24 protein-coding genes and 1 riboswitch are annotated in these 25542 nt (G+C 45.5%); of the genes, 13 read left to right on the top strand and 11 right to left on the bottom strand.

Annotated elements, in window-relative coordinates; genetic code table 11:
- Positions 1 to 25: 25 nt before the first annotated feature.
- A riboswitch (cobalamin riboswitch) is annotated at positions 26 to 245 on the top strand.
- A 69-nt stretch (positions 246 to 314) separates the two neighbouring features.
- Positions 315 to 2177, top strand: a complete 1863-nt coding sequence (locus D2V93_RS01075; protein ID WP_119618032.1) for a TonB-dependent receptor plug domain-containing protein — start codon at positions 315 to 317, stop codon at positions 2175 to 2177.
- A 29-nt stretch (positions 2178 to 2206) separates the two neighbouring features.
- On the opposite strand, the gene D2V93_RS01070 is transcribed toward D2V93_RS01075, so the two are convergent.
- Positions 2207 to 3703, bottom strand: a complete 1497-nt coding sequence (locus tag D2V93_RS01070) for a S41 family peptidase (protein WP_119618031.1) — start codon at positions 3701 to 3703, stop codon at positions 2207 to 2209.
- Between the two features lie 207 nt (positions 3704 to 3910).
- Between D2V93_RS01070 and D2V93_RS01065 the strand changes: the two genes are divergently transcribed.
- From D2V93_RS01065 to D2V93_RS01040, 6 genes are all read left to right on the top strand, one after another.
- Positions 3911 to 4420, top strand: a complete 510-nt coding sequence (locus D2V93_RS01065) for an RNA polymerase sigma factor (RefSeq protein ID WP_119618030.1) — start codon at positions 3911 to 3913, stop codon at positions 4418 to 4420.
- Positions 4407 to 4841 (top strand): hypothetical protein, encoded by a 435-nt coding sequence (locus D2V93_RS01060; protein ID WP_072882495.1) that lies wholly within the window; start codon positions 4407 to 4409, stop codon positions 4839 to 4841. The genes D2V93_RS01065 and D2V93_RS01060 overlap by 14 nt, the downstream gene beginning before the upstream one ends.
- A 12-nt stretch (positions 4842 to 4853) precedes the next feature.
- On the top strand, positions 4854 to 5393 hold the full coding sequence (locus D2V93_RS01055; protein ID WP_119618029.1) for a DUF4252 domain-containing protein: 540 nt from the start codon (positions 4854 to 4856) through the stop codon (positions 5391 to 5393).
- A gap of 115 nt (positions 5394 to 5508) precedes the next feature.
- Entirely contained in the window at positions 5509 to 6048 is a 540-nt protein-coding gene (locus D2V93_RS01050) for a DUF4252 domain-containing protein (protein WP_119618028.1), read from the top strand.
- 135 nt (positions 6049 to 6183) lie between these two features.
- Positions 6184 to 6999 carry a mechanosensitive ion channel family protein gene (locus tag D2V93_RS01045; protein WP_072882500.1) on the top strand — a complete coding sequence of 272 codons (816 nt, stop codon included), beginning with the start codon at positions 6184 to 6186 and terminating at the stop codon, positions 6997 to 6999.
- A gap of 260 nt (positions 7000 to 7259) precedes the next feature.
- Positions 7260 to 8762: a poly(ethylene terephthalate) hydrolase family protein gene (locus D2V93_RS01040; protein ID WP_220473608.1), complete on the top strand. Its 1503-nt coding sequence runs from the start codon at positions 7260 to 7262 to the stop codon at positions 8760 to 8762.
- A gap of 230 nt (positions 8763 to 8992) precedes the next feature.
- On the opposite strand, the gene purB is transcribed toward D2V93_RS01040, so the two are convergent.
- Together purB and D2V93_RS01025 are read right to left on the bottom strand one after the other, a co-directional pair.
- Positions 8993 to 10336, bottom strand: a complete 1344-nt coding sequence (purB, locus tag D2V93_RS01030; RefSeq protein ID WP_119618025.1) for an adenylosuccinate lyase — start codon at positions 10334 to 10336, stop codon at positions 8993 to 8995.
- 47 nt (positions 10337 to 10383) lie between these two features.
- On the bottom strand, positions 10384 to 10887 hold the full coding sequence (locus D2V93_RS01025) for an adenylosuccinate lyase (RefSeq protein ID WP_147377329.1): 504 nt from the start codon (positions 10885 to 10887) through the stop codon (positions 10384 to 10386).
- 102 nt (positions 10888 to 10989) lie between these two features.
- Here D2V93_RS01025 and D2V93_RS01020 point away from each other — a divergent pair, with 102 nt between their 5' ends.
- Entirely contained in the window at positions 10990 to 11442 is a 453-nt protein-coding gene (locus tag D2V93_RS01020; protein WP_119618023.1) for a heme-binding domain-containing protein, read from the top strand.
- Here D2V93_RS01020 and D2V93_RS01015 read toward each other — a convergent pair.
- Together D2V93_RS01015 and nhaA are read right to left on the bottom strand one after the other, a co-directional pair.
- Positions 11426 to 12124, bottom strand: a complete 699-nt coding sequence (locus tag D2V93_RS01015) for an SIR2 family NAD-dependent protein deacylase (RefSeq protein ID WP_119618022.1) — start codon at positions 12122 to 12124, stop codon at positions 11426 to 11428. The genes D2V93_RS01020 and D2V93_RS01015 overlap by 17 nt on opposite strands.
- 9 nt (positions 12125 to 12133) lie before the next feature.
- On the bottom strand, positions 12134 to 13450 hold the full coding sequence (gene nhaA / locus D2V93_RS01010; protein WP_119618021.1) for a Na+/H+ antiporter NhaA: 1317 nt from the start codon (positions 13448 to 13450) through the stop codon (positions 12134 to 12136).
- Positions 13451 to 13708: 258 nt separating this feature from the next.
- On the opposite strand from nhaA, the gene D2V93_RS01005 reads away from it, so the two are divergent.
- From D2V93_RS01005 to D2V93_RS00995, 3 genes are read left to right on the top strand one after another with little or no spacing between them, the layout of a single operon-like run.
- On the top strand, positions 13709 to 14362 hold the full coding sequence (locus D2V93_RS01005) for a TrmH family RNA methyltransferase (protein ID WP_119618020.1): 654 nt from the start codon (positions 13709 to 13711) through the stop codon (positions 14360 to 14362).
- 45 nt (positions 14363 to 14407) lie between these two features.
- Positions 14408 to 14932, top strand: coding sequence for an SRPBCC family protein (locus tag D2V93_RS01000; protein WP_119618208.1), 525 nt, complete (start codon positions 14408 to 14410; stop codon positions 14930 to 14932).
- Positions 14933 to 14936: 4 nt separating this feature from the next.
- Positions 14937 to 15317: a VOC family protein gene (locus tag D2V93_RS00995; protein ID WP_119618019.1), complete on the top strand. Its 381-nt coding sequence runs from the start codon at positions 14937 to 14939 to the stop codon at positions 15315 to 15317.
- Between the two features lie 2 nt (positions 15318 to 15319).
- Here the strand turns inward: D2V93_RS00995 and D2V93_RS00990 are convergent, their stop codons facing one another.
- The 4 genes from D2V93_RS00990 to D2V93_RS00975 form a co-directional block, all read right to left on the bottom strand.
- A complete protein-coding gene (locus D2V93_RS00990) occupies positions 15320 to 17002 on the bottom strand; it encodes an alpha-amylase family glycosyl hydrolase (RefSeq protein ID WP_119618018.1) in 1683 nt (560 codons plus the stop codon).
- 87 nt (positions 17003 to 17089) lie between these two features.
- Complete coding sequence (locus tag D2V93_RS00985; RefSeq protein ID WP_072882521.1) at positions 17090 to 17869, bottom strand: carboxypeptidase-like regulatory domain-containing protein; 780 nt, start codon at positions 17867 to 17869, stop codon at positions 17090 to 17092.
- A gap of 75 nt (positions 17870 to 17944) precedes the next feature.
- Positions 17945 to 19705, bottom strand: a complete 1761-nt coding sequence (locus D2V93_RS00980; protein ID WP_072882522.1) for a DEAD/DEAH box helicase — start codon at positions 19703 to 19705, stop codon at positions 17945 to 17947.
- A gap of 142 nt (positions 19706 to 19847) precedes the next feature.
- Positions 19848 to 20429: a non-canonical purine NTP diphosphatase gene (locus D2V93_RS00975; RefSeq protein WP_119618017.1), complete on the bottom strand. Its 582-nt coding sequence runs from the start codon at positions 20427 to 20429 to the stop codon at positions 19848 to 19850.
- Positions 20430 to 20488: 59 nt separating this feature from the next.
- Here D2V93_RS00975 and D2V93_RS00970 point away from each other — a divergent pair, with 59 nt between their 5' ends.
- Both D2V93_RS00970 and serA read left to right on the top strand, forming a co-directional pair.
- Positions 20489 to 20941, top strand: a complete 453-nt coding sequence (locus D2V93_RS00970; protein ID WP_119618016.1) for a methyltransferase family protein — start codon at positions 20489 to 20491, stop codon at positions 20939 to 20941.
- A 434-nt stretch (positions 20942 to 21375) separates the two neighbouring features.
- Positions 21376 to 23268, top strand: coding sequence for a phosphoglycerate dehydrogenase (gene serA / locus D2V93_RS00965; RefSeq protein ID WP_119618207.1), 1893 nt, complete (start codon positions 21376 to 21378; stop codon positions 23266 to 23268).
- An 89-nt stretch (positions 23269 to 23357) separates the two neighbouring features.
- Here serA and rlmH read toward each other — a convergent pair whose 3' ends face one another.
- Positions 23358 to 23831 (bottom strand): 23S rRNA (pseudouridine(1915)-N(3))-methyltransferase RlmH, encoded by a 474-nt coding sequence (gene rlmH, locus D2V93_RS00960; RefSeq protein ID WP_119618015.1) that lies wholly within the window; start codon positions 23829 to 23831, stop codon positions 23358 to 23360.
- Positions 23832 to 24173: 342 nt separating this feature from the next.
- On the bottom strand, positions 24174 to 25542 hold a 1369-nt coding region (locus D2V93_RS00955; RefSeq protein ID WP_119618014.1), incomplete at its 5' end, for a BspA family leucine-rich repeat surface protein.

The following is a 25542-nucleotide window of genomic DNA, read 5'->3' as shown; positions in this document are numbered from 1 at the left end:
CAGAAAAAGATTGAACAGAATGATTACTTTCGCGCTGAATTTAGGTTCGTGCAGGACATTTTTCCTGTACGATTAAAAGGGAATCCGGTGCAAATCCGGAGCTGTTCCCGCAACTGTAAGTTTGTGCCCAGATAAAGGCACCCCGAAGGGATGTTGTTTTCTTCGATACCACTGTCCGTAAAGCGGATGGGAAGGTAAAGCAACATAAAACGAGCCAGGAGACCTGCCCAATTCAAACAAACAATGTTAAACTTTCGGGATAAAAGTTTACGTATGGAAACCATACTATGCTCCCGTTTATTCACGTAAACGAAATGAAAAAAAATCATTTTTGGTTATTGGCCGTTCTGTTGGCGGGCAAGGGACTTCTTGCGCAAAACACACAGCAGGATTCCCTAAAAGTGCAGCAACTGGACGAGGTTGTTGTGAGCGATTCAAAATTTGAACTGAAGCGCGAGAATTCAGGAAAGACAGTAATCCAGATTACCGCAAAAGAGCTGGAACGCAGCCAAGGAAAGACGGTTGCCGAGATCATCAACACCAAGAGCGGCATTGAGATTGCCGGTAGCCGTGGCCGCGACGGTGACGTCTTGGGCGTTTATGCCCGTGGTGGCCGGGGAAGACAGGTCTTGGTGATCATCGATGGGGTGAGGGTGTCCGACCCTTCCACATTTTCACAGGAATACGACCTTCGGTTGTTGTCTCCCACGAACATTGCGTCCATAGAGATCATCAAAGGGGCGGCGAGCACCTTGTACGGTACCAATGCAGCTACGGCCGTAATCAACATCACCACAAAAAGGAGTTCCAAAAAGGATATTTCCGGCAGTTTCAGTACCAGTATCGGTACCAACCAGACCGCAGAGGACCAGAACTATGACCTGGGAAACATCAGCAATGCGGTCAATGTGAATGGCACTTTGAACAAGTTCAACTATGCGGTTGACTTTTCCAACCGATACAAGAGTGGTTTGTCTGCAGCGGTAACGCCGGACAATGAAGAGGATGTTTTTTCACACTATAGTACCAATGTGAGGCTGGGCTATCAGTTTTCCAAAGATTTTGAGGTATCGGTCTATGGCAACCAGACCAAGTTCAGCAACGAATACGATGCATCGAATGCAGACGCCCCGAACCTAGGGAAAAACGAACAGGAAAGGGTGGGGTTGTCCTCCTCTTTTACTTATGGAAAAGGTTCTCTACACCTGAACACGGCACTTACCGATTATGAGACCAACTCTAAAGACACCTTTGGTGAAAGCGTTTCTGAGGGAAGCAATTGGGTGTTGGACCTCTACAACAAATATGTTTTCGGGGAGCAGTGGCATACCATACTTGGTGTGAATTATATCAAGGATGAAGCTGTCTTTTCCGAAGATGTGGATTTTACCATTGTAGATCCCTATGCCAATGTGGTCTATGTTTCCGATTTTGGGTTGAACCTGAATGCCGGACTGCGTTTGAACAACCATTCGGAGTATGGAAACCATGTGGTGTATAATGTCAATCCGTCCTATGTGTTCCAGACCTCGAACGGGTATGTGAAATTGCTCGGTTCGTATGCCACTTCATACATTACGCCCAACCTGACCCAACTTTTTGGTGCATTTGGCGGAAATCCTGATTTGGAGCCCGAGGAAAACAGGACCATAGAGGGAGGACTTGAATTCAAGGTGAACGACAGGTTGCGACTCAGCACGGTGTATTTTGACAGAAATGAAAAGAATGCCATTGGGTATGATGTCAATTTTAGGAGCATCAACATTGCTGATGAGATCGATGCGAATGGAGTGGAAGTGGAAGCAGTATGGTTTCCTTTTGATGCACTGACTATCGATGCCAACTATACCTTCACGGAACGCAAGGGAGACAATGCCATCCGTATTCCCAAGCACAAGGCCAATGTGACCTTGGGGTATCAATTGTGCGAGAAAACGAATGTATCGTTGAGCTATGCCTACACGGGCCAACGGTTCGATACCGACTTTGTAAGTTTTACGGATGTTGAGTTGGATTCATTCTCATTGGTGAACCTATATCTGGGGCACGAGTTGATTTCGAACAAACTCAATGTGTTTTTGGCAGCGGACAATTTGCTGAACGAGGATTTCACAGAAATCATTGGGTTTACCACTAGGGGACGAAATTTTCGGTTAGGCCTGAACTTGAACCTATAAAAAGAAAAAGCGGCCCTAGGCCGCTTTTTTTATTGGATTTGGATATCCAAAGGTTTATCCAGATACATATGGTCTTTCAAAGGAGTATGTAACCTAGAGGATGTAAAAGACTTTGCCGGCATTTCGACCGTAAAGTCCACTTTCGCAGATACTCCAGAGATTTCTTGAAGTGCACGTGCCAAAAGAGGTTCGTTGACATCACCCAAAACTCCAAGGTTGGTCAAATCTTCGCTGAGGGCAATATCCGGAACCAAACCACTGGTGTAATCGGAAAACCCGTCGGCATTTTCATTTCTCCCCACCAACGGCTGGAGTCCCCAACTATTGTTTGGGTTAATTTTGTCCTCACGGTTACTATTATAAACAAAGGTATTATCCGGATCGTCCACCAAGGTTATGGAAAATTCATTTTTACCTCTAGTGGTCTCACCAATGTGGATGACTTCCATATGAGGTACCAATCCGTTCATCACCAGTTCGCTGGCTGAGGCCGAATCGTTGGTGGCCAATACAAAGACCCTGCTTAGGTTAAGGGTGTTGATGCTGGTCGTGCCCGTGGTATTGGCAAAATAATCGGTCAAAAATTCATTGGTCAATTGGGCTTGAACTTTATCGTTCCATCGTTGTTTTATATAAACTTCATCGGTGTGGGTGCCATAGATCATACTGGCCAAGAGGCGTGAAGTGTTCACATTGCCACCAGGATTGTAGCGCATATCCAGTACGAGTTCGGTGGCCCCTTCCGCTTTAAACTGTGCAAAGGCCTGATTGAGTTGTTCGTCAAAACTGCTCAAAAAACGGTTGTACATCAAATAGGCCACCTTAGTGCCATTTACGTCCAGCGTTTTGGCTACCAGAATAGGATTTTCTACTTGATTGGCCACTTTGGTCAAGGTAACTTCTTTACTGTCATTTACAAAATCACCGTTTTCTATGTGTGCCATGCCCAACGTATAGGTATCGTTGGAGCCAAATAACAAATTGATATAGTTGCTGTCCGTTAGCTGCACACCATTGACACGGGTAAACATTTCCCCTCGGACAATATCGGCACCAGAAGCATTGGAGTCCGGTAGTACATACAATACGTATCCAAAGATTTCATTGCTGTTGGCATATTTGTACATCAAATTGAACTCCAACCCATTGCTTTTGGATACACCGGAAAGACTGCTTACCAATTCTTTGTAGTCATCATCTCCAAAGCTGAAACGATCTATGGCAGCTTCAGTACCAACTATCCGACTATGTTTGTTGCAAATACTATAATAAAAATTTTCAGGATCGGTATAAGATTCCAAAAAAGCCGTGTATTCAGCATCCGAAGAAAATCGGTCATCTGCCAGGTCTGCTACATCCCCTTGCCAAAAATACCAAAGGTTCATGGCCTGCCACATAAAGTTCTGGGCGGTCACATCGGCGTCGGGATCTGGGTTGGGAGTGGGGCCGTTCTTGATTCCATCATCATCGCTACAAGCGGTAAAGGCCAAGGTAACACCCAATAAGAGTAGGATATATTTTTTCATAGCTTAATTTTATAAAAATTCCTCAATTTTCATTCCAATTCAATATAAAGGTTAGAGTTGGGGCTTGGAATGTATGTTGAAATATAAAGAATCACTATGCAAAATAGGCACATAAAGGGAGATTACAAATTTTTTGTAACAAATTTCGATATGCGTCGTCGTGATAGTGTAGGTCGATAAATTAGGACCAAAACAACTGACAACCAAATGAAACAGACAGAATTTTTGAACGTGGTGATGCCCTTTAAGGACAAACTCTACAGGCTGGCGAAACGCCTGTTGGTGTCCCGGGAAGAAGCAGAAGATGCCACACAGGAAATTTTGCTGAAGCTCTGGGCAAAAAATGAGTCCATGGCTGAGTACAAAAACGTTGAGGCATTTGCCATGACCATGACCAAAAACTTTTGTTTGGACCGATTGAAATCCAAACAAGCGGGCAACCTAAAGTTGGTACACAGCAACTACAGTGACGAGAACATCTCGTTGCAACGCCAACTGGAAGCTGAAGATAGCGTGGGATGGATGGAACGGATCATGAAGGAACTGCCCGAACAACAAAAGATGGTATTGCAGCTACGCGACGTGGAACAATACGAATTTGAAGAAATATGCGACCTGTTGGACATGAAACCTACCGCTGTGCGAGTGGCGCTGTCCAGGGCAAGAAAAACAGTAAGGGAAGAATTGATAAAAAAACACAGCTATGGAATTGGATAATATAGAAAAATTAATGGAAAAGTATTTCGAGGCCACAACCACCGTGGCCGAAGAACGAACACTCCGGGAGTATTTTGCACAGGACAGCGTAGCACCGCACTTGGAGCAGTACAGGCCCATGTTCAACTACTTTTCCAGCGCCAAGGAAGAAAGGTACACCAAGCAGGTTCCATTAAAACCTAGAGTAAACTATTACAAGTGGCTATCCGTTGCAGCGGCAGTAGTTCTCACCTTTGGCCTCTATTTTGGGAAACAATACCAGGATAGAAAACAACAGGAGCTTGAACAGGCGGAGTACGCCTATCAAGAAACCAAAAAGGCCTTTGAACTCTTGGCCGAGAATTTTGGGAGGGGCACGGAAAAAGTGGCCTACCTAAAAGAGTTCGAAGAAGCAAAACAAAAAATTTACAACAACAATTAAAAAACGAAAAAGATGAAAAAGTATATTTTAATCGCAGTGATGGCATTGTTGCCTTTGGCCGGATTTTCACAATCCCTGTTTGACAAGTTCGAGGATATGGACGAGGTCACCTCCGTAGTGGTGAACAAAAGCATGTTCAACCTGTTGTCAAAAATAGAAGTAGAGGTCAATGACCCAGAGGCAAGGGATTTTATGGACATCGCCAGTAGCCTGAAGAGCTTGAAGGTGTTCACTACCGACAACAAAAGTATCGGTTCCGACATGACAGCGGCCGTGAACAGCTATCTGAGTTCCTCCAAGATGGAAGAATTGATGCGAGTGAAGGACAAAGACGCCAACGTGAGGTTTTATATCAAACAAGGAAGGGATGATGACCATGTCAGTGAGTTGCTGATGTTGGTGACCGACTTGGACAAGGTAAAGACCAATGGAAGGAACGTGGAAACCGTGCTGTTGTCCCTTACCGGGGATATCGATCTCAACAAGATCAATTCATTGACCAAGAAAATGAACCTGCCCGAAGAACTGAACAAAGCAGGAAAGAACAACTAAGAAGTTTGTCAGCTGATGGTTATGGGCTGGAAGTGTAACAAAACACGAAATCCGACCACCAATAACTATCAGCTGACATGCTGGTTATTAATAAATCAATCAAAAAAGAGTACAGATGAAACATATTATTAAAAGCATTTTGGCAGGTATGGCCATCCTTTTGGCCTCCTGTTCTTCGCAGCAGAGCCTACAGGAATATTACGTGGACAATTCCGAGAACCCCAATTTCCTGTCCATCGATGTCCCGGCGAGTATCCTTAAAATGGAAGGGGTGGATTTGACCCCTACGCAAAAGGAAGCAGTGGAATCCCTCCGCAAGTTCAATTTGTTGGCCTTCAAAAAGAATTCAGAGAACGAGGCCGAATTTGAAATGGAGAAGAAAAAAGTAAAGGAAATCCTGAAAGGCGACCACTTTGTGGAATTGATGAAGATCAATTCGAAATACGGCAAAGGAGTGATCAAATACCTTGGCGATGAGGATGCCATTGATGAAGTGATCATCTATGGGGATAGTGACGACAAGGGCTTTGCCCTGGTACGCGTTTTGGGCAAGGACATGAACCCCGCCCACATCATGCAGTTGATGCAGGCCATCCAAAAATCCGAATACAAAGGAGAAGGTCTGGGCGAGATCGGCGACTTTTTGAAAGGCTAGACCGACCATCATACAATGGAACAAGGGCGACATATGTCGCCCTTGTTTGTTTTCAGGCCTATTTTTCGCGCCTTCTTGTGACCATCTTTTTTAACTTAGTGTCCCATTGTAAGAACACTAACTAAAAAAACCATCATGGAAAAAGCTGAAGAATGGATGAACTATGGCCTGGAATTGGTCAAAGAATTTGGTCCCAAACTCATTACCGCCCTACTCATTTACCTTGTCGGCATCTGGGTGATCAAGAGAATAACCGGGGGCACCCGGAAAATGATGTCCAAGAGCAAATATGACGAATCGCTCCAAAAATTCCTTTTGAACCTGTTCTCATGGGCACTCAAGGTATTTCTTGTGATAGTTGTGATTTCCAGGTTGGGTGTGGATGTGACCACCTTCGCAGCTGTGATCGCCGCTGCCGGTCTTGCCGTTGGTTTGGCGCTACAGGGATCTCTTTCCAATTTTGCGGGCGGAGTACTCATCATGATTTTCAAACCGTACCGTATAGGCGATCTCATCGAGGCCCAGGGTATTTTGGGAAAGGTGAAGGAAATCGAGATATTCACCACCAAGATGGTGACCCCTCAAAACAAACTCGCCATAGTGCCCAATGGAGCTGTGGCGAACGGGAACATCATCAATTATACGGCAGAGGGCAAAATGCGCGTGGACACCGTGATCGGGGTGGGGTATGGAGAGGACATCAAGAAGACCAAAGAAGTGCTTTTGAATGTGTTGACCAACAACCCCAAAGTGCTCCAAGAGCCAGCTCCTTCGGTAAATGTCTTGGAACTGGCGGACAGCTCGGTGAATTTTGCGGTAAGACCTTACTGCAAGCCAGAAGATTATTGGGACGTGTATTTTGCGACCTATGAGAATTGTAAACTGGCCCTGGATGCTGCAGGCATTGAGATTCCGTATCCGCACCAAGTGGAAATCCGTAAGCAGGGATAACACTTCATGCAAAAAAACCGAGTTTGGTAAGAAGTATTGTTCAATGTTCTCGAGTGCGCTCGAACCGACGCAAAACTTGTCGTTCTGAACACAGTAAAGAATCTGATATTATTTTTTTCAGTTGTATTGTTCCTTCAAAAATGACAAAAAACTAAACCAAGTTGGATTCCATGAGCAAAAACTGTAACAGAGGGGAAATAATCGAATCTTTGAAAGTGAACACTAACTGATCTGTTGTGAGATTTACCAATCTACCAATTTTGATACTTTTCCAAGCGTGTCTGATCACTGCTCAGACTTCACTCAAGGAAATCGACCTTGAAAATGGGAAATACAATGTAGGATTTCGGCATTATACAATTTCGGACAGCACAAGGACTTACAGTAGAATTTATGACTATACCAAGACCACGATAGCAAGGCCAATTTCAGTAAGTATGTGGTACCCTTCTGGGCAAAATGTAGAGGGCTTGGAACCCTTGCAGGTCGTGGACTACTTCGAAATCCTTAAAAAAGAAGAGGAGTGGGAGCATTTGCCCAATGAACAACTATTGAACTGGTTTTATTATTCCAATACGCCTGAAAACCAGAAACACCTTGAAGAAAAAACGACCGCATATGCCAAGGCGGAATTCGGAAAAGGGAAATTCCCACTGATTCTGTACACGCCCAGTTACCAAGCATCATCCATCGAGAACTTTGCCCTTTGTGAATATTTGGCAAGTCACGGTTTTGTGGTCATGTCAGGTCCAAGTAGGGGAACCGACACCCGCTGGTTTAGCAGCAACAATGCGAAGGAAATGGAGACCCAGGCCAGGGATGTTGAGTTTTTGATGAAAGAAGCAGGGAAATCTCCAATAGTGGATCATGATAAAATGGCCGTTATGGGGTTCAGTTTTGGAGGGTTGTCAAATATCATCGTTCAAAATCGAAATGACAACGTAAAAGCCATTGTCAGCCTTGATGGAACGGAGCGGTACCAATATGGGCTACTGAACCAATCGCCGTTTTTCGATGCCCAAAAAATAGATGTCCCCTACATTCATATGGCGCAGAAGAGCATTCCTGAAATCGTCTTGAAAGAAGACAAGATAGATGCCGAGCTGAACACGAAATTCCAATTGTATGACAGTATTTCAAATGGTAAGTCATATCGATTGAAGTTCCATCATTTGACGCATAGCCATTTCAGCACACTGGGCGTCCTTTTTGCCAATAGGGACCCTAGGCAGGACAAAAGCGATCCGGAAATCATGGAATCCTATAAATGGGTCGCTGTTTATGCATTACATTTTTTAGAGGCCACTTTGAAGAATGATAAAAAGGCATTGGATTTCATCGAAAATGGTCCTTCTGACAATGGAGTTCCAAGTAGGTTGGTGACCCAAACCATCAAACAACCGAAAATAAGGGAATTCAATTTTCAGGATTTCAATGATTTGGCTTCAAGTCAAAACTATGAAAATCTATCCCAGCTATACGATTCAATTGTAAAAAACCATCCTTCGTTCCAAATGCCGGAAGCTGATTTGAACACCCTTGGACTACAACTTGTTTTCAACCCAAATAGGTCTTCCCAAGGAATCCATGTATTTAAATTGGCCACAACACTTTTCCCAAATTCTTTCAATCTATATGACAGTCTAGCGGAAGGGTATCTGTATTTGGGTGACAAGGAAAAGGCCATTCAAAGTTTTGAAAAGTCGCTGGAGTTGAATTCCCAAAATCAGAACGCCATCAACAGATTGAAACAACTGAAGTGAACCGGCTTTAAACTGAAAACACAATCTACACCCCCGGTATAATTCGTTGGGTTATTTTTTTGGTTTGCGCCAAATGTAAAGAAGTATTGCAGTGAAAAGTAGAAGATAGGCAATAGCTATCAACAGGGCACCATTAATGGGGCCAAATTCCCAGTGCAAAATTTTTATCAGAGATCCACTGAAGAGAAAAAGGAAACCAAAAGTCAACAGGATTTTTTGGTAGAAACTCATTAAACTCCCGTATAATTTGCAGGTGTAATTTGTTTCAATTCAGCCTTGATGGCATCCGAAACCTCCAGTGTTTCAATAAAATCTGCAATGGACTTTTGGGTAATCTTTTCATTGGTCCGGGTCAGTCCCTTTAGGGCCTCATACGGATTGGGATAGCCTTCCCTGCGCAAAATCGTCTGGATGGCCTCGGCAACCACGGCCCAGTTGTCCTCCAGGTCCTTTTCAAACTTTTCTTGGTTCAATACCAGTTTGTTCAGCCCCTTCAAAGTGGATTGGAACCCGATCAAGGTATGGGCAAAAGGAACTCCTACATTTCGCAATACCGTACTGTCCGTAAGGTCGCGCTGCAAGCGGGAAATGGGCAGTTTGGCGGACAAGTGTTCAAAAATGGCATTGGCCAGTCCCAAATTCCCTTCAGAGTTCTCAAAATCAATGGGATTCACCTTGTGTGGCATGGCCGATGAGCCCACTTCCCCTTTTTTGATCTTCTGCTTGAAATAATCCATGGACACATAGGTCCAGAAGTCCCTGTTTAAGTCAATCAAGATGGTATTGATGCGCTTCAAGCCATCAAAAAGGGCCGCCATATGGTCATAATGCTCAATTTGTGTGGTGGGGAACGAATGATGGAGTCCCAGTTTTTCTTGCACAAACTGCTTTCCAAAAGCTTTCCAATCGTGGGTTGGGTATGCTACTTTGTGGGCATTGTAATTCCCTGTGGCACCTCCAAATTTGGCCGCGCTCGGGATGTCGTTCAATAAATTGAACTGCTCCTTGAACCGCTCCGCAAATACTTCGATTTCCTTGCCCAAACGGGTAGGAGAGGCCGGTTGACCATGTGTCCTGGCCAGCATGGGGATGTTTTCCCATTCCTTGGCCAGTTCCTTCAATTTTTCAAACACTTCCAAATAGGAGGGAACATAGACCTCGTTCATTGCTTCCTTGATGGAGAGCGGAATGGCCGTATTGTTGATATCCTGCGAAGTCAGTCCGAAATGGATGAACTCCTTGTATTTTTGGAGCCCAAGCGCATCAAACTTTTGTTTGATGAAATACTCCACGGCCTTCACGTCGTGGTTGGTGGTCTTTTCAATTTCCTTGATGCCCAGTGCATCTTCCGAAGAAAACTCCAAATAGATCTTTTGAAGATCGGGGTACAACGCTTTGTTGAAATCAGCCAATTGGGGCAAAGGCACCTCACAGAGGGCAATGAAATATTCAATCTCTACCAGAACACGGTACTTGATAAGGGCCTCTTCGGAAAAGTAATCCCTTAGCGCCTTGGTTTTGTTTCCGTATCGGCCATCAATGGGCGAAATCGCATTGAGTTGGGTCAAAGACATGGTCTAGAAAATTTTGAAAGCTCCAAAGATACTTAAACTCGCAGAGTTTAATGGCCTAAACGTGCCAACTTATCCAGGGTTTTTTTGGCCCGGTTCTGGTATCCTGGAGTTCCATCGGCATAGGTGTCCTGCAAAACCTGTTTCAGTTCTGGGTGCACCCAATCAAATTTTTGCCCCAGATAGAAGAGACTGGTCATGGAAAAAACCTTTGGTGCCATGTTCATGGGGCCGATGAGCCAATCAAAGCAAACGGTCATGATCTGTTCCAGTTGGGTATCGGTAATGTGTTGGGTGAATGTGGGGTCCTTCTTTTTGAAATAGGCCATGCAGACCATTTCGCATACGTGGGCCATGGGCCGGATGCAGGATTCGGTCTTCAGTTCGCTCAACCGACCCGCAAAGTCATCAAAAAAAGGCAACAGGTATTCCAATTTTTTTCGCATCAGGTGGTCAAAGGTCCAGCTAGCATTGAACGTACCCTCCCTGTCCTCCACAAATATGGCCTCAAAAAGGATTTTGGTGAGTTCGGGCTGCCTTTCGAGATTGCCCACCAACCGATCTATTTGGGGCTTGGAAAGCCTCCTGGAGTTTAGTGTTATTAACAGTTCTTTTTCAGTCACAAAAAAAAGTATATTTATACAAACCTTTTCGTGATGAAAATAGTGAAAAAAATAGCGATTGCCCTATTGGTGGTCCTGATTGGCATGCAATTTTACAGACCTGAAAAAAATCAGGCCGAAGGCGATTACGTCGCTGCCTTTGAAACGGATACGGAGCCCAGTGCCGAGGTGAAGCAGATTTTACGATCGGCTTGTTACGATTGCCATAGTGCCAATACCGAATATCCTTGGTACAACAACGTGGCGCCGGTTTCCTATTGGTTGGCCGATCACATCAAAGATGGAAAGAAACACCTCAATTTTTCCGATTGGGAAAACTATACGGTCGAAAAGAAGGACCATAAACTGGAAGAAGTAGTGGAAGAAGTAAAAAAAGGGGAGATGCCCTTAAAAGAATATACATGGACCCATGGCGATGCCCGATTGACCCAAGATCAAATCATCGCCTTGGTGACTTGGGCCGATGGCGCTAGAGCCAAATACTGAAAAGTTCTTCCACAAGGGGCGGAACACCCTCTACCGCCGTTTTTTGGATAATGGTCAGGTTGCCAAAATCCGATGTGCGTACCGTTGGTTTTGGATCTACAAAATATATGGGCGTTTGGCCATGCACATAATGGATCAAACTGGCTGCAGGGTACACTTGCATGGAAGTGCCGATGATGATCAATACATCGGCGTGTTGGGTAATCTCTGCTGCCGTTTCGAGTAGGGGGACCATTTCCCCGAACCAGACAATATGGGGGCGTAGTTGATGGCCATGGGGGTCCAGATCGCCCAAGACAAGGTCTTTCCTCCATTCCAAAACATGATTTTCATCTTTGGTACTCCGCACTTTGAAAAGTTCTCCGTGCAGATGCACCACATGGGAACTTCCTGCCTGTTCGTGAAGGTTGTCCACATTTTGGGTCACAATGCTCACATCAAATCGGTTTTCCAATTGCGCCAGGGCCAAATGTCCTTGGTTGGGGCTTACTTCCAGCAATTGTCGCCTGCGCTGGTTGTAGAATTCCAACACCAATTCGGGATTGCGCGCAAAACCTTGGGGCGAGGCCACTTCCATCACATCATGGCCCTCCCAAAGTCCGTTTGCATCCCTAAAGGTTTTTAGTCCGCTTTCGGCGCTCATGCCCGCTCCGGTGAGTACAACGATTTTTGGTTTTCCCATGGCTATGTTTTATTGAGGTTGAACGGTAATGGCCTTACGAGGTTTCCATCTCAAAATAAGGAAACCGATGACCGCAGAGATGAACGATCCCACAAGAATTCCGATTTTGGCCGAGTCTATGTTGATTGGATCGTTTTCAAAGGCGAGTCCTGCAATGAAAATGGACATGGTAAAACCGATGCCGGCCAAAAAGGCGACCCCTACAATCTGCTGCGCCCCGATGTCCTTTGGCACATCGATCAACTTTATCTTTTTGGCCAATAGGATGATGGTTGAGATTCCGATGCTGTTGCCGGCCACAAGGCAGATGGTCATATTGATGATCAGTTGGGTATCCAGCTCCGTTGAATTGCTGAAGGAGACCCCGGCGTTGGCCAAGGCAAACACCGGTATGATGAAATAGGCGACCCAGCCATGCAGGTTGTGTTCCAAACGTTGAAGGGGCGATTGGTACTTATCGGTCCAATATTCCAGAGCATCGATTTCCCCAATCTGTTCTTTGGACAGAATGGAGTTGTCCAAAACCTTGGCCTTTTTGATACGTTTGGTGATCCGTGTCAGATTATCAATGAATTCAGGGGTGTCAACCTTTTGTCTGATGGGAACGGAAAAAGCCAGTAAAATTCCAGCAAGGGTCGGGTGGATGCCCGCCTTCAAGAATAGAGTCCAGATGATGATGCCAAAAAAAGTGATCAGGTATTTGGAGTAAATCCCTTTGTAGGCTATGGCATAGAGTATGGCCAAAAGCCCAAAGGCATAGAGCAGGAGAGAGAAGTCAATGTCACCACTGTAAAATACGGCGATGACCAGAACGGCACCAATATCGTCCACTATGGCAAATGCGGTCAAAAAGATTTTGAGACTCAGGGGGACACGGGAGCCCAATGCGTTTAGGACAGCCAAGGAAAATGCAATATCAGTGGCCATGGGTATGCCCCAGCCCACCTGGGTTTCTGGACTGTGGTTGAGGATGAGATAAAATAGAACCGGTACGGACATGCCCCCCATGGCCCCAAAAAGGGGGAAGGCTATCTTTTTTACCGAGTTAAGCTCCCCGATCAAAAACTCCCTTTTGATCTCCAATCCGATCAGGAAAAAGAAAATGGCCATCAAGGCATCGTTGATCCAAAGAATGAGCGGTTTTTGCAATTCGAAAAAAGGAGTGCTGAACCCTATCTTGTACTGCCAGATGGATTGGTAACTGTCCCCGAACGGTGAGTTGGCCCAAACTAGGGCAATTATGGTCGTGATGAGCAATAGGATACCACTAAAGCCCTCGATCTTTACGAAACTCTGAAAAGGGGTCAGGATGATTTTTTTGATCATTTTTCTGTTGTTGGTTGTTCACGGTGTTCTGGCCAACACCGTTGTTCCATCAATTCTTGTCAAGGTGGACAAGCAGGTTTTTGCCAGATTTTGGTCGTCTATACAAAACAACAAAATATTTATTGTTTCGAATGTGATTTAGACAATTGTTGTCATTTTTAAGCGAAGGTTGATTTTATCACGAAATTAAAGAAGTCCAGATTTTCCAAACCCAATATTCGGTTCTGGTAAATTTCAAATTTGTCTATCTTGCGGGGCATGTTCGATCATAATCTCTTTGCTTATTTGGAAAGCTACCTCACCGAGGAACGCAAACAGCGTTTTTTGGAGGTGCTGCAAGACCGTACCAATTTTTTGACTGTGGCCATTGAGGATGTGTACCAAATGCACAACACCAGTGCCATTATCCGCAGTTGTGACGTGTTCGGGGTGCAGCAAGTCCATGTGGTGGAAGACCGTTTTGCAAAGCAATTGGACAAGAACATCGCCATGGGGGCGGAGAAGTGGGTGGATGTCCACAGGTACAGGAATACAAGGGAATGTGTGGCAAGACTCAAGGAAGAAGGGTATCAGATCATTGCCACTACGCCGCATGACAACTCCACACTGCTCCACGACTTTATTCCAGAAAGCAAGTCGGCCATTTTCTTTGGAACGGAAAAGGCCGGGCTCAGTGATGAAGTGATGCAGCAGGCGGATACTTTTTTGAAGATTCCGATGGTTGGTTTTTCGGAAAGCCTGAACGTGTCCGTTTCGGCGGCCATCATCATACAGGATTTGGCCCAAAAAGTAAGACAGTCCGGATTGGATTGGCAACTCTCTGACGATGAGATTCTTGAAAAACGTTTGGATTGGACCAAAAAGTCCATCAACCATGTAAAGGGAATCATCAAAAGATACCGTTCCGAGTAAAGTTTTTTTGTACTTTTAGCTGTTAACCAATCACTTAAGCATATGATGATAGCACTTTACATTATCCTTGGAATTGTTTTGTTGGTCTTGGTTTTGGCAACAATCGCACCCAAGACCTACAACGTTTCCCGTTCCATAGAGATAAACCGACCAAAGGATGAGGTCTTTGCACATCTCAAATCTTTGAAAAAACAGAATGAATGGTCCCCTTGGGCCAGAAGGGACCCCGACATGCAGCAAAAGTTTACGGGAACTGATGGTGAAGTTGGGGCCATCAACTATTGGAACGGCAATAAGCAAGTCGGGGAAGGGGAGCAGGAAATCACAAAGATTGTAGAGGGAGAGCGGGTGGAATCCGAACTCCGTTTTCTAAAACCCTTCAAATCCACTTCGGATGCCTATTTGGTCACGGAAAGTGTGGATGGGAACAGAACCAAGGTCATTTGGGGCTTTTCAGGGCAGAACAAGTTTCCCATGAGTATCATGATGCTCTTCATGAGCATGGACAAAGCGGTTGGAAAGGATTTTGAGGAAGGACTCAGCAACCTTAAGGCAACTTTGGAAAAATAAAAGCATGGAATCGAATATGGTAGGTTGGTTCGAAATCCCTGTGGAGGATATGGACCGTGCCAAGATTTTTTATGAGGTGGTTTTTCAGGTAAAAATACAGGTGCAGGAGCTTGGCGATACCCGAATGGGGTGGTTTCCGTTCAAGAACGGGCAACCAGGTGCTGCTGGTTCCCTTATCCAAAACAAGGATTGGTACACTCCCAGTAATGTGGCCGGGGTTCTGGTCTATTTCAATAGTGAGGATTTGCAAAATGAACTGGACCGCATTGGGTCTGTTGGAGGAAGAATCCTAAAGCCTAAGACACTGATCAGTCCCAATGTTGGCTATATGGGTCTGTTCATGGATTCGGAGGGCAACCGAATAGCCCTACTTTCCAAAAAGTAAGATCATTCCATCAATTCCAGAAGAGCAATGTCAAAGTCGTTGTCCAAGATTACCTTGCCATTGGCAACGGTGACCTCTGTCTCGGAATAGGTGTCGTACAGTTTGGTGCCATCACCGAAGAAGCCTTTCACCCATAGAGATTTTTTGCCCTTGGGCAAGTCAAGCCCTACGACCACTTTATCCCTGAAATCACCGTTCACATAGGTCCTGGAGAACACATAGGGGGATTTGGCCAGCCTTTTGTGCTTGCCGGCCCCTATCGCCGGGTGGTTTTTACGGAACTGCCCCAGTTTTTGCCAGTGTTTATGGATTTGTTGCACGTTGGGCAAGCTGTCCAGTTCTTCCCAGTTCATAAAAGAACGCAAAGTGGCATCGCCTTCAGTACCCTCAATGGTGAGGCTCCGGGAGGTTTCGTCCCCATAGTACACCTGGGAGGCACCTGGGGTCAAAAGTAATACGTTGGCAGCACGATAGGGCTTTTTCCGTTCCTTGTCGTAAGGGCTGCCATCATCATGCGAGGTGAGGTAATTGAGTACACTTTTGTCCTTCAATTTGGTATTTAGGATGTCACTGTATTTTTTAAAGATGGCTTCATAATCGTTGTCGGCATCGGTCTTCAGCTCAAAATTGATCAGGCTTTTGAACCCATACTCAAAAAAGTCCACCTTCTTGTCGCCAAAATCAAACTGGCGTCCCCCGGAAATACCATAATTATAGACCTCACCCACCATATAGAAAGGATTGTCGTCCAGTATTTTGCTTTCGTGTTTCTTCTTCCACATTTCGAAGGCAATGTTGGCCTCCTTGTGCAGTTCGCCCCAAACATCTTCGTTCACATGCTTGACGGTGTCCACACGGAACCCATCTACCCCGAACTCGTTGATATAATCGGTCAGCCATTTGATGATGTAGTAGCGTGGAGCCCTTGGGTATCCTGTACGTTCAAAGAAAAGTTGGAGCTCATCCAATTCCTTGCTCAAACGACCCTCTTCCTTCCATTTGGCCAAAAGCGCATCTGGGAGCTCCACAGGCTCGTTGGATTCGGTAAGGATGTCCGGGAGGTTTTCCACCAAGGTGCATGCTGTGGTGTTTTCATAAGTGGTAAACTCGCATTTGGGTCCTGTCCTTACCCAGTCGTCTGGCCATACCGGATCTTGATCGGTGACGGGTCCGGTGTGGTTCAGCACCACGTCCAGCAGGATTCGGATGCCCTTTTTATGGGCGGCCTTTACCAAATTGCCCAAATCATGTTTGGTGCCAAAATTAGGATCTATGGCTGTCCAGTCCTTGGCCCAATAGCCATGATAACCATAGGTTTTTCCGGTACCTTCATCCGTGGCCCCATGGACCTGCTCCACAACGGGGGTGAACCAAATGGCGTTGATGCCCAGGTCGGTGAAATAGCCTTCCTCAATTTTTTTGGTGATGCCCTGTAGGTCACCGCCCATAAATCCCCTGAGCACGCCGGTCTCTTCCGTCCGTCCAAAATTAACGTCGTTTTCGGGGTTTCCGTTGTTGAAACGGTCCGTCAACAAAAAGTAGACATTGGCGGCTTCCCAAACAAAAGGAACTTCCTTTTTGGGAGTCTCTTGTTGGACTACTTGTATTTTTTCAGGTTGTTTTTTAACCTCTTTGCAGCCGATGAACAAGGGAATGGAGTACATGACGACAAGTAGCTTTTTCATGTATTGGGATTTTGTCTAAAGCTATAAAATGAATGTGGAAATATAAAATTTATTTATAGCGGGGCCCAGACCTGAAAAAGAATGGTTCTATTGTTTTCGGTTCAGTACTTTGTATTCTTCATAGCAACTGGAGATGGCATCCAAGATCTGGAGATCGTTGGCCGTGCTGATGAACGACTTGGAATAGTTGCAGTTGTTGAGGATGTCCTCAATATCCACTTTTTCCAATTGGAGCAGTTCGGTAAGGGTCTCCCGGTCAAATTTTGAGGCGAGAAGGTCCCTGATATTGTCATCTTCCTTGATCTGGCGCAATTTGCGCATCTGTCTGGGCTGTTTGCCAAAAAGGTTGCGCAGCAAGTCGGCGGGGTTCAATATGGCTCCAAGCACCTTGGTCACGGCACTGGGGCTCTTGTTACCGGCCTCATAACTGGTATTGAGGCCCGAGATGCTGTACTGCGGCGCATTGTTGATGGGAAGGTTCTTCACATCGATTTCCAGATATCCCGTGAGCTGGTAGGGCCTTACGATAACTTCTTCCAAGGCGTATGCAAGCTCTGTCAGGGCTATTTTGGTGTCCCCAAATTTGAACATATCATTCGTGACCCTTACTTTTTGTGTTTTGAAACCCAAATAAGAGAGGTAGAGGGTATCGTTCACCGCGGCCGGAATGGTAAACTTTCCGTTCTGGTTTGTGATGGTCCCTTTTACCTGGTTCAGGTTGATGACGTGCACACTTTCCAAAGGCATATCGCTCTGCGCATTGATTACCGTGGCGGTAATTTCACCGACCTCTTGGTTTTCCACCTCATCTTGGGCAAAGCCATGAAGGGAAACAAGGGCAAAAAATGTAAGTAATATTCTTCTCATGCAATTTTAGTAGGTATAAAAGTACTAAACAAAGAAAAAACTACAGTACGCCCCTATCATTTAATATAGAATTAACTAATAGAAGCCAGTCCTTTTTTTGCCGCCTTTTTTGCTGAATCCGCCTTTTTTGCCACCCTTGAACGATGACCTGTTGTCGCCGCCTTTGCGATGTCCGCGTTTCCTGTCGCGTTTTTTGCCACCTTTTCCTGAACCACCGGGATTTTTGGACACTTCCACATTGATGAAACGCCCATCCACCTTGAACTCGGTGAACGTCTGCAGAATGAGATCGGTCAATTGTGCATCGGAATTGAAAAAGGAGAAACTGTCCTTGGTGTCCACATTAAAAATGTCCTCTTTTTCAAGGTTCAGCGTGTCCCTTAGGAAGTCTTTCAGCGACATCCAGTCATAGCCATCGCGCTCACCTATGTTGATGAAGTAGCGCACGGAACCTTCTGATGGGATGTCTCCGCCTCTATCCTCACTACTGCCACGCTCTCCCCTGTCGGAGTCGGAAGTGTTGAGGTCTTTGGTCTTGCTGTAGTAGTTATAGAATTGGGTAAACTCGACCGAAACGATTTTTTTGATGAGTTCATCGCGGTCAATATCTTTTAACACATCGTTGATGGCCGGAAGATAACTGTCAATTTCGCTGTTGACCTTGGTTTCCTTGATTTTGTTGGCCAAGTGGTACAACTGGATCTCGCAAATTTCTATGCCCGAAGGAATTTTTTTGGCAATAAAATCCTGTTTGATCTTTCCCTCGATGGATTTGATCTTACGGAGTTCCGAACGGGTAACGATGACCATGGAAATCCCTGACTTCCCGGCCCTACCGGTACGACCGCTACGGTGTGTATAGGTTTCTATCTCATCGGGCAACTGGTAATTGATCACGTGGGTAATATCATCCACATCGATTCCTCGTGCTGCTACGTCGGTGGCCACCAACATTTGCACCTGTTTCTTTCTAAAGGCATTCATGACCATGTCCCGTTGGTTCTGGCTCAGGTCACCATGAAGTGCGCCTGCGTTGTAACCATCCTCGATCAATTTTTCCGCTACGCGCTGGGTATCCCGCTTGGTCCTACAAAAGATTACGGAGAAGATGCCCGGATTGGCATCGGCAAGGCGTTTGAGTGCCGAATATCGGTCACGGCCACCCACCACATAGTATTCGTGCTGAACGGTGGCGGCTCCTGCATTTTTGGTGCCCACTGTGATCTCAACGGGTTGGTGCATAAACTTCTTGGCGATCAAGGCCACTTCTTTGGGCATGGTGGCCGAAAACAGCCATGTCAATTTTTCTTGTGGCGTGTTGGAAAGGATGTCTTTGATATCCTCATAAAAGCCCATGTTCAACATTTCATCGGCTTCATCCAGAACGCAATAATCGATTTTTGAAATATCGACCATTCCACGTCCGATCATGTCCTTCATACGACCGGGAGTGGCCACTACAATCTGTGCGCCACGCTTGATTTGCTTGGCCTGTTCCGTGATACTGGCACCACCATAAATGGCTACGGTGCTCAGCCCCTTTACATATTTTGAATAGAGTTTAAGCTCGTTGGTGATCTGCAGACATAGCTCACGGGTAGGGGAAAGGATAAGTCCTTGCGTGGTCCTGCTGTCCGCATCGATTTTTTGGATCATGGGAAAACCAAAAGCGGCGGTCTTTCCTGTTCCTGTTTGTGCCAAGGCCACCAAATCGGTGTCCCTTTCCAATAAAATGGGGATTGATTTTTCCTGTACTTCGGAGGGGGATTCAAATCCAAGATCGGAAATGGCATCCAATAGGGGTTTATCCAACCCCAAGGCTTCAAATTTTGTCATAGTGGTATATACCTTAAAATCGCAAATATGTTGTGTTGCATCGAGCGATTTTTCTATAACCCTTTAAGCCCATCGCAACACCTTGCCCATACCGGCGGCGTTATTAAAGCGGCAAAGGTACATTAAATTTGATCAGTAGGCGCTAAGTGACATTGTTTTTTAAAAAATCCACTAATTTCTGGATGGCTTTCCCCCTGTGGCTAATGGCATTTTTGGTCGCTGCGGATAGCTCCCCAAAAGTTTTTTTGTAGCCATTTGGTCTAAAAATAGGGTCGTATCCAAAACCTCCGTTCCCTTGCTGACTTTCGGTGATGGAGCCCTCGACAATGCCTTCAAAAACAAAACTGTTTCCTTTGATGTTCAGGTGTATAACGGTTTTGAAATGGGCGGAACGATCGTCTTTTCCGTCCAACTTGGACAACAGTTTGGCCATATTGTCCCCTGCATTTTTTTGTTCCCCTGCATATCTTGCCGAATACACCCCGGGTTCGCCATCAAGGCTGTCCACTAAAAGACCTGTATCGTCCGAAAAACAGTCCAAACCATAGGTTTGGGTCACGAAATCGGCCTTGATTTTGGCATTTTCCTCCAAAGTCAGACCAGTTTCAGGGATTTCATCAAAACACTCAATGTCCTTTAGCGATAAAAGTTCAATGGATTCTGGTAGGAGTTGTTGGACTTCGTACAGTTTATGGTCGTTGTGGGTGGCAAAAACAAGTTTCAAAATATGAAGGGTTCTATTTGATGATCAAAAGTAGTAATTTCGAAACTTAAACATGGAGCATGAAATTGAAATTGCCGCCGGCTTTAGTGATGTTGCTATTTGGGGGATTGATGTATGTCCTTGCCAAGTTCCTACCTGTTGGGGACTTTGATTTTTTTGGTAGGAGTGAGCTTGCCCTCTTCTTGACGGGTTTGGGTTTTTTGCTGATTTTCATCTCGGTCATACAATTTTTAAAAGCCAAGACCACAACAGACCCACTGAACCCTGGAAAGACTTCCCAATTGGTGACTTCTGGCATCTACAACTACACCAGAAACCCCATGTATTTGGGAATGCTGCTTTTTCTTTTGGCCTTTGGCCTAAAATTGGGGAACGCTTTCAACACGCTTTTGGCAGCAGGTTTTGTGTCCTACATGAACCGTTTCCAAATCAAAGGGGAAGAAGAGGCATTGACAACAATGTTCGGCAAGGAATATAATATCTACTGCAAACTGACCCGTCGCTGGTTTTGATAGCTGAAGGCGGAAATCTGATGTCCGAGGTCAGAAGTGTCCCGTTGAGCGTAGTCGAAACGTCGGAAGTATTTCTTGCCTATTCGTTAAATTCGGTCAAAATAGAAGAAAGAACATAGACCATAGAAAATATACGATTGGTTTATTGGTCACTGCAGACTGCTTACTGACCTCTTCCTCTCACTATTTTTTGTTCCAAGTTCATAGTTACAGGTTTCTTGTCTTTTGGTTCTATTCTCTCTGTTCTCAAGACAGAACTTGAACTTTCACTTCATCTTGACCCAAATTGCAAAAAATTGGATTTTGGGTGCCATTTAAAACAAAATGTAAGGGTTTTTTGATTTAACGACAATTCTGTAAGGTTTTTGGGCGGTCCCGATTTCAGGGATGGAATTAATGCTTAATTTTACACCTTAATTTTTTTGATGGAATCCATGGTGCAAACGGGACGCAAATATGTTTTCGATTTTGACAGCACCCTCACAAGGGTCGAAGCGCTGGATGTTCTGGCGGAAATGACCTTGCAGGGAAATCCCAAACGAGATGAAATCGTAAAGGAAATCCAAAGAATCACCAACTTGGGAATAGACGGTGACATTTCCTTCACCGAATCTTTGGAGAGGAGGATACGTCTGCTCAATGCGAACAAGAGCGATCTTCAGGACCTCGTTGCCGAACTTCGCCAAAAGATATCCAAATCCATCGCGGCCAATAAGGATTTTTTCCACGAATTTTCAGAAGATATCTATGTGATTTCCTGTGGATTCAAGGAATTCATAGACCCCATAGTCGAAGAATATAAAATTCCTTCGGACAGGGTCTATGCAAATACCTTCAAGTTTGATGAAGAAGGGAACATTGTTGGGTTTGATGAGACCAATGTGCTCGCTTCCCACAACGGAAAGATAGAATGTTTGAAAAACCTGGGACTGGAAGGCGAGGTTCAGGTCATTGGGGACGGCTATAGCGACTATGTGATGCGCGAGGCCGGAATAGCCCATAAGTTTTTTGCCTACACTGAAAACGTGCACCGTGAAAAAGCGGCCAACAATGCCGATCACGTGGCACCTAACCTAGATGAATTTTTATTTGTGAACGATTTACCAAGAAACCTGTCCTATCCCAAGAACCGAATCAAGATCCTTTTACTGGAAAATGTGCATACCGCAGCTTTTGAAAACCTATCGGAAGAAGGGTTTTCTGTGGAACTGGTAAAACATAGTCTCTCCGAGGACGAGCTTGTGGAACGCATCAAAGGGGTCCATGTACTCGGTATCCGCTCCAAGACGCAAGTGACCCAAAGGGTATTGGATGCTGCCAATAAACTGTTGGTGGTAGGGGCTTTCTGTATCGGGACGACCCAAATCGATTTGGAATACAGTAAAAAGAAAGGGGTAGTGGTCTTCAACGCACCCTATAGCAATACAAGGTCTGTAGTGGAACTAGCCGTTGGGCAGATCATTATGCTCATGCGCAGCATCTTTCCGCGGAGTACCGAGATTCACAATGGGGAGTGGAACAAAACCGCTTCCAATTCCAGGGAAGTAAGAGGGAAGAATCTAGGGATTGTGGGGTATGGCAATATCGGAAAGCAAATGTCCGTATTGGCAGAGGCCATCGGCATGCATGTGTACTATTATGATGTGGAGGACCAGTTGGCCTTGGGGAATGCGGTAAAATGTAGCACTTTGGAAGATCTGTTGTCCGTGTCCGATGTGGTCACGCTCCATGTGGACGACAATAAGGCCAACAAGAACTTTATAGGCGAACGCGAGATCAACCAAATGAAGGACGGTGCCATGCTCATCAACCTCTCTAGGGGCTTTGTGGTGGATATCGATGCACTGGCATCAGCGTTGAAGAGTGGAAAATTGGGCGGTGCCGCGGTAGATGTGTACCCTTCCGAACCAAGTGCCAATGGAGCTTTCGAAACTCCCTTGCAAGGCCTGTCCAATGTAATACTCACACCACACATTGGTGGCAGCACCGAAGAGGCCCAACGCGATATTGCCGATTTTGTACCCAACAAGATCATGGACTATATCAATTCCGGGAACACGGTAGATGCAGTGAACTTTCCCAACATCCGATTGCCCAAACAGAACAAAGCACACCGTTTCCTACACATCCATAAGAATGTGCCGGGCATTATGGCGAAGATCAACGAAGTGTTGGCCAAGTATGGCCTCAACATCACTGGGCAATACCTGTCCACGGACCCCGAAGTAGGTTATGTGATCACCGATCTGGACAGGGAGTATGACAAAGATGTGGTGAAGGAACTGAAGAACGTGGAAAACACGATCAAGTTTAGGGTTCTTTATTAACAGACACAAGACCGCTACGCTATAAGAAACAAGAACAAGCACAGTTTTGTCTTGATTCTAGTCTCTAGTTTTTTTTCTCTTTTTCCACATTATTGGTGATGGTATGGTTCGTTCCGTAGGATGGTGAACCCCCTGTACAATTGCTCAACCAAGAACAAGCGGACCATTTGATGCGAAAAGGTCATTTTGGACAGACTGATTTTCCCGTTACATTTTGCATAAACTGCATCGCTGAAACCATAAGGTCCACCGATGGCCAGAACAAGGTTTTTGAGGCCACTGTTCATTTTCTTTTGGAGGAAATCGGCAAATTCCAGAGAAGAGTATTGCTTGCCTTTTTCATCTAAAAGAATAAGGGTGTCCGTAGGTTGCAATTGTGACAAAATCAGTTCGCCTTCTTTTTCCTTTTGTTGGGCCTCGGAAAGGTTTTTACTGTTCTTGATGTCGGGGAGTACCACAAATTCAAATTTGATGTAGTGTTTTAATCGTTTCTCATATAAGGCTATGAGTTGCTCCAGTTCGGCCTTGTCTGTTTTTCCTATGGCTATCAATGTAATCTGCATGACCCAAAAGTAGCTCTTTATGGGGAAAGTAAGTGGTTGGGGTCAAAAGTTGAAGGAGTGAATAGAATTGCGGATTTTGGTTTACAGGTGAAGGGGACAAGGGTAAAGGTTTAAGGACAAGTTTCAATTTCAATGGTGGGTTGGAAAACCAGTAGACAGTTTGCAGTAAACAATAAACAAAGTCTATTTTCTCTGTTCTATGCTCTAACATCTGACTTCCGACCTCTGACAACCCAATAATCGAAGTGTTCTAAAATCAGTTAGCAGTACAACAAAAACCACCGGAAGACTTTGGGGTCTCCCGGCGGTAATTTTTTGTATGTTTTTCTATCTTACGGGAAATCAATTACAGCTTAACTGTCCTGAATAGGTTCCGGTAAATGTCCATCCATGGTTGAACTCCAAATTGTTACCAGCGGAAAGGCCATTAGCGCAAAAGGTAAGGCCATCTACACCTAAAGTGATGTCCATAGGACCACCATTTTGTTCCACAAAGGCATTCCAACCCACTATAGTAGCGTTGAAACTGGCTACTGACATCCCACAGCCATCGAGCATATTTTGCATGTCGATCATATTACCGATGTTCCAGCTACCAATGTTCTGGTCAAAGGCAGTGGCCCCTGCGAACATAAAGTCCATGTCTTCCACATTGCTGACATCCCATCCGCTGATATCGGCATTAAAAGACGTGGCATCTTCGAACATATTGTTCATGATGGTTACACTGGAAGTATCCCAACTGCCAATGTCTTGGTTGAACGAGGTGGCCCCATAGAACATACTTTCCATACCGACCACACTGCTCGTGTCCCAACCACCAATATTTTGGTCAAAAGCTGTAGCCCGTATGAACATGCCGTTCATAGAGGTTACGTTGGAGGTGTCCCAACCACTGATATCTTGGTCAAAGGATGTAGCACCAACGAACATAAAACTCATATCGGTCACGCTAGAGGTGTCCCAGCCACCGATGTCCCCATTAAAAGCAGTTGCCCCGTAGAACATATAGAGCATGTCGGTCACCTGGGAAAGGTCTGGCATGTCCGTGGCCTTATAGGTCATATTTGAACAATAGGCAAAGGCTCCTAACATGCTCTTCCATTGGATGTTGCCCCATTGATCAATGGACAGAAGTTTAACTGGAGTACCCTCGTCCTCGTCACTAATAATCGCAGGAAACTGTCCCAAAATGGCCACAGTGTGGTCGCCGGCCGAGACATAGACATGAGAGGGATTTTCGCTGGTGCCGATCTCTTCCACCGTGCCATCCCCCCAATCGATGGTGTAGTCATAGGTGAGGTTGCCATTCGTGCCAATTACGATCTCCTCATTCGCCATGGTGGTCTTCCAAGTGGTGACAAAGGCGTTGGGGTCGCTGGCAAGGGATTCGTACACGTCCTCCACGGTAATGGTCACGGTGGCATGGACCTCTGGTCCGATGCCATCTACTACCCCTATGGTAATGACATGTTCTGTAGCAGTCTCAAAGTCTAGCGACTTGCCCGCATTCAGGGAGAGTTCCCCGGTAGTTATATCAATCTTAAAAAGGCCGGAGACATCATCTGTAATATCGAAACCGAGAACATCTCCATCGACATCCGTGGCCTCCACGGTGCCGATCACATCGGTATCGGCAATATCCTCCGCCACGGTGAACTCCTGATCGTTGATCAGAGGAAGGTTGTTCTGTGGGTCGGAGCCCGCTTCG

It is taken from the genome of Flagellimonas taeanensis, from assembly GCF_003584105.1.
GTDB lineage: Bacteria > Bacteroidota > Bacteroidia > Flavobacteriales > Flavobacteriaceae > Flagellimonas > Flagellimonas taeanensis.
This window is presented reverse-complemented; position numbering and strand designations above follow the sequence as displayed.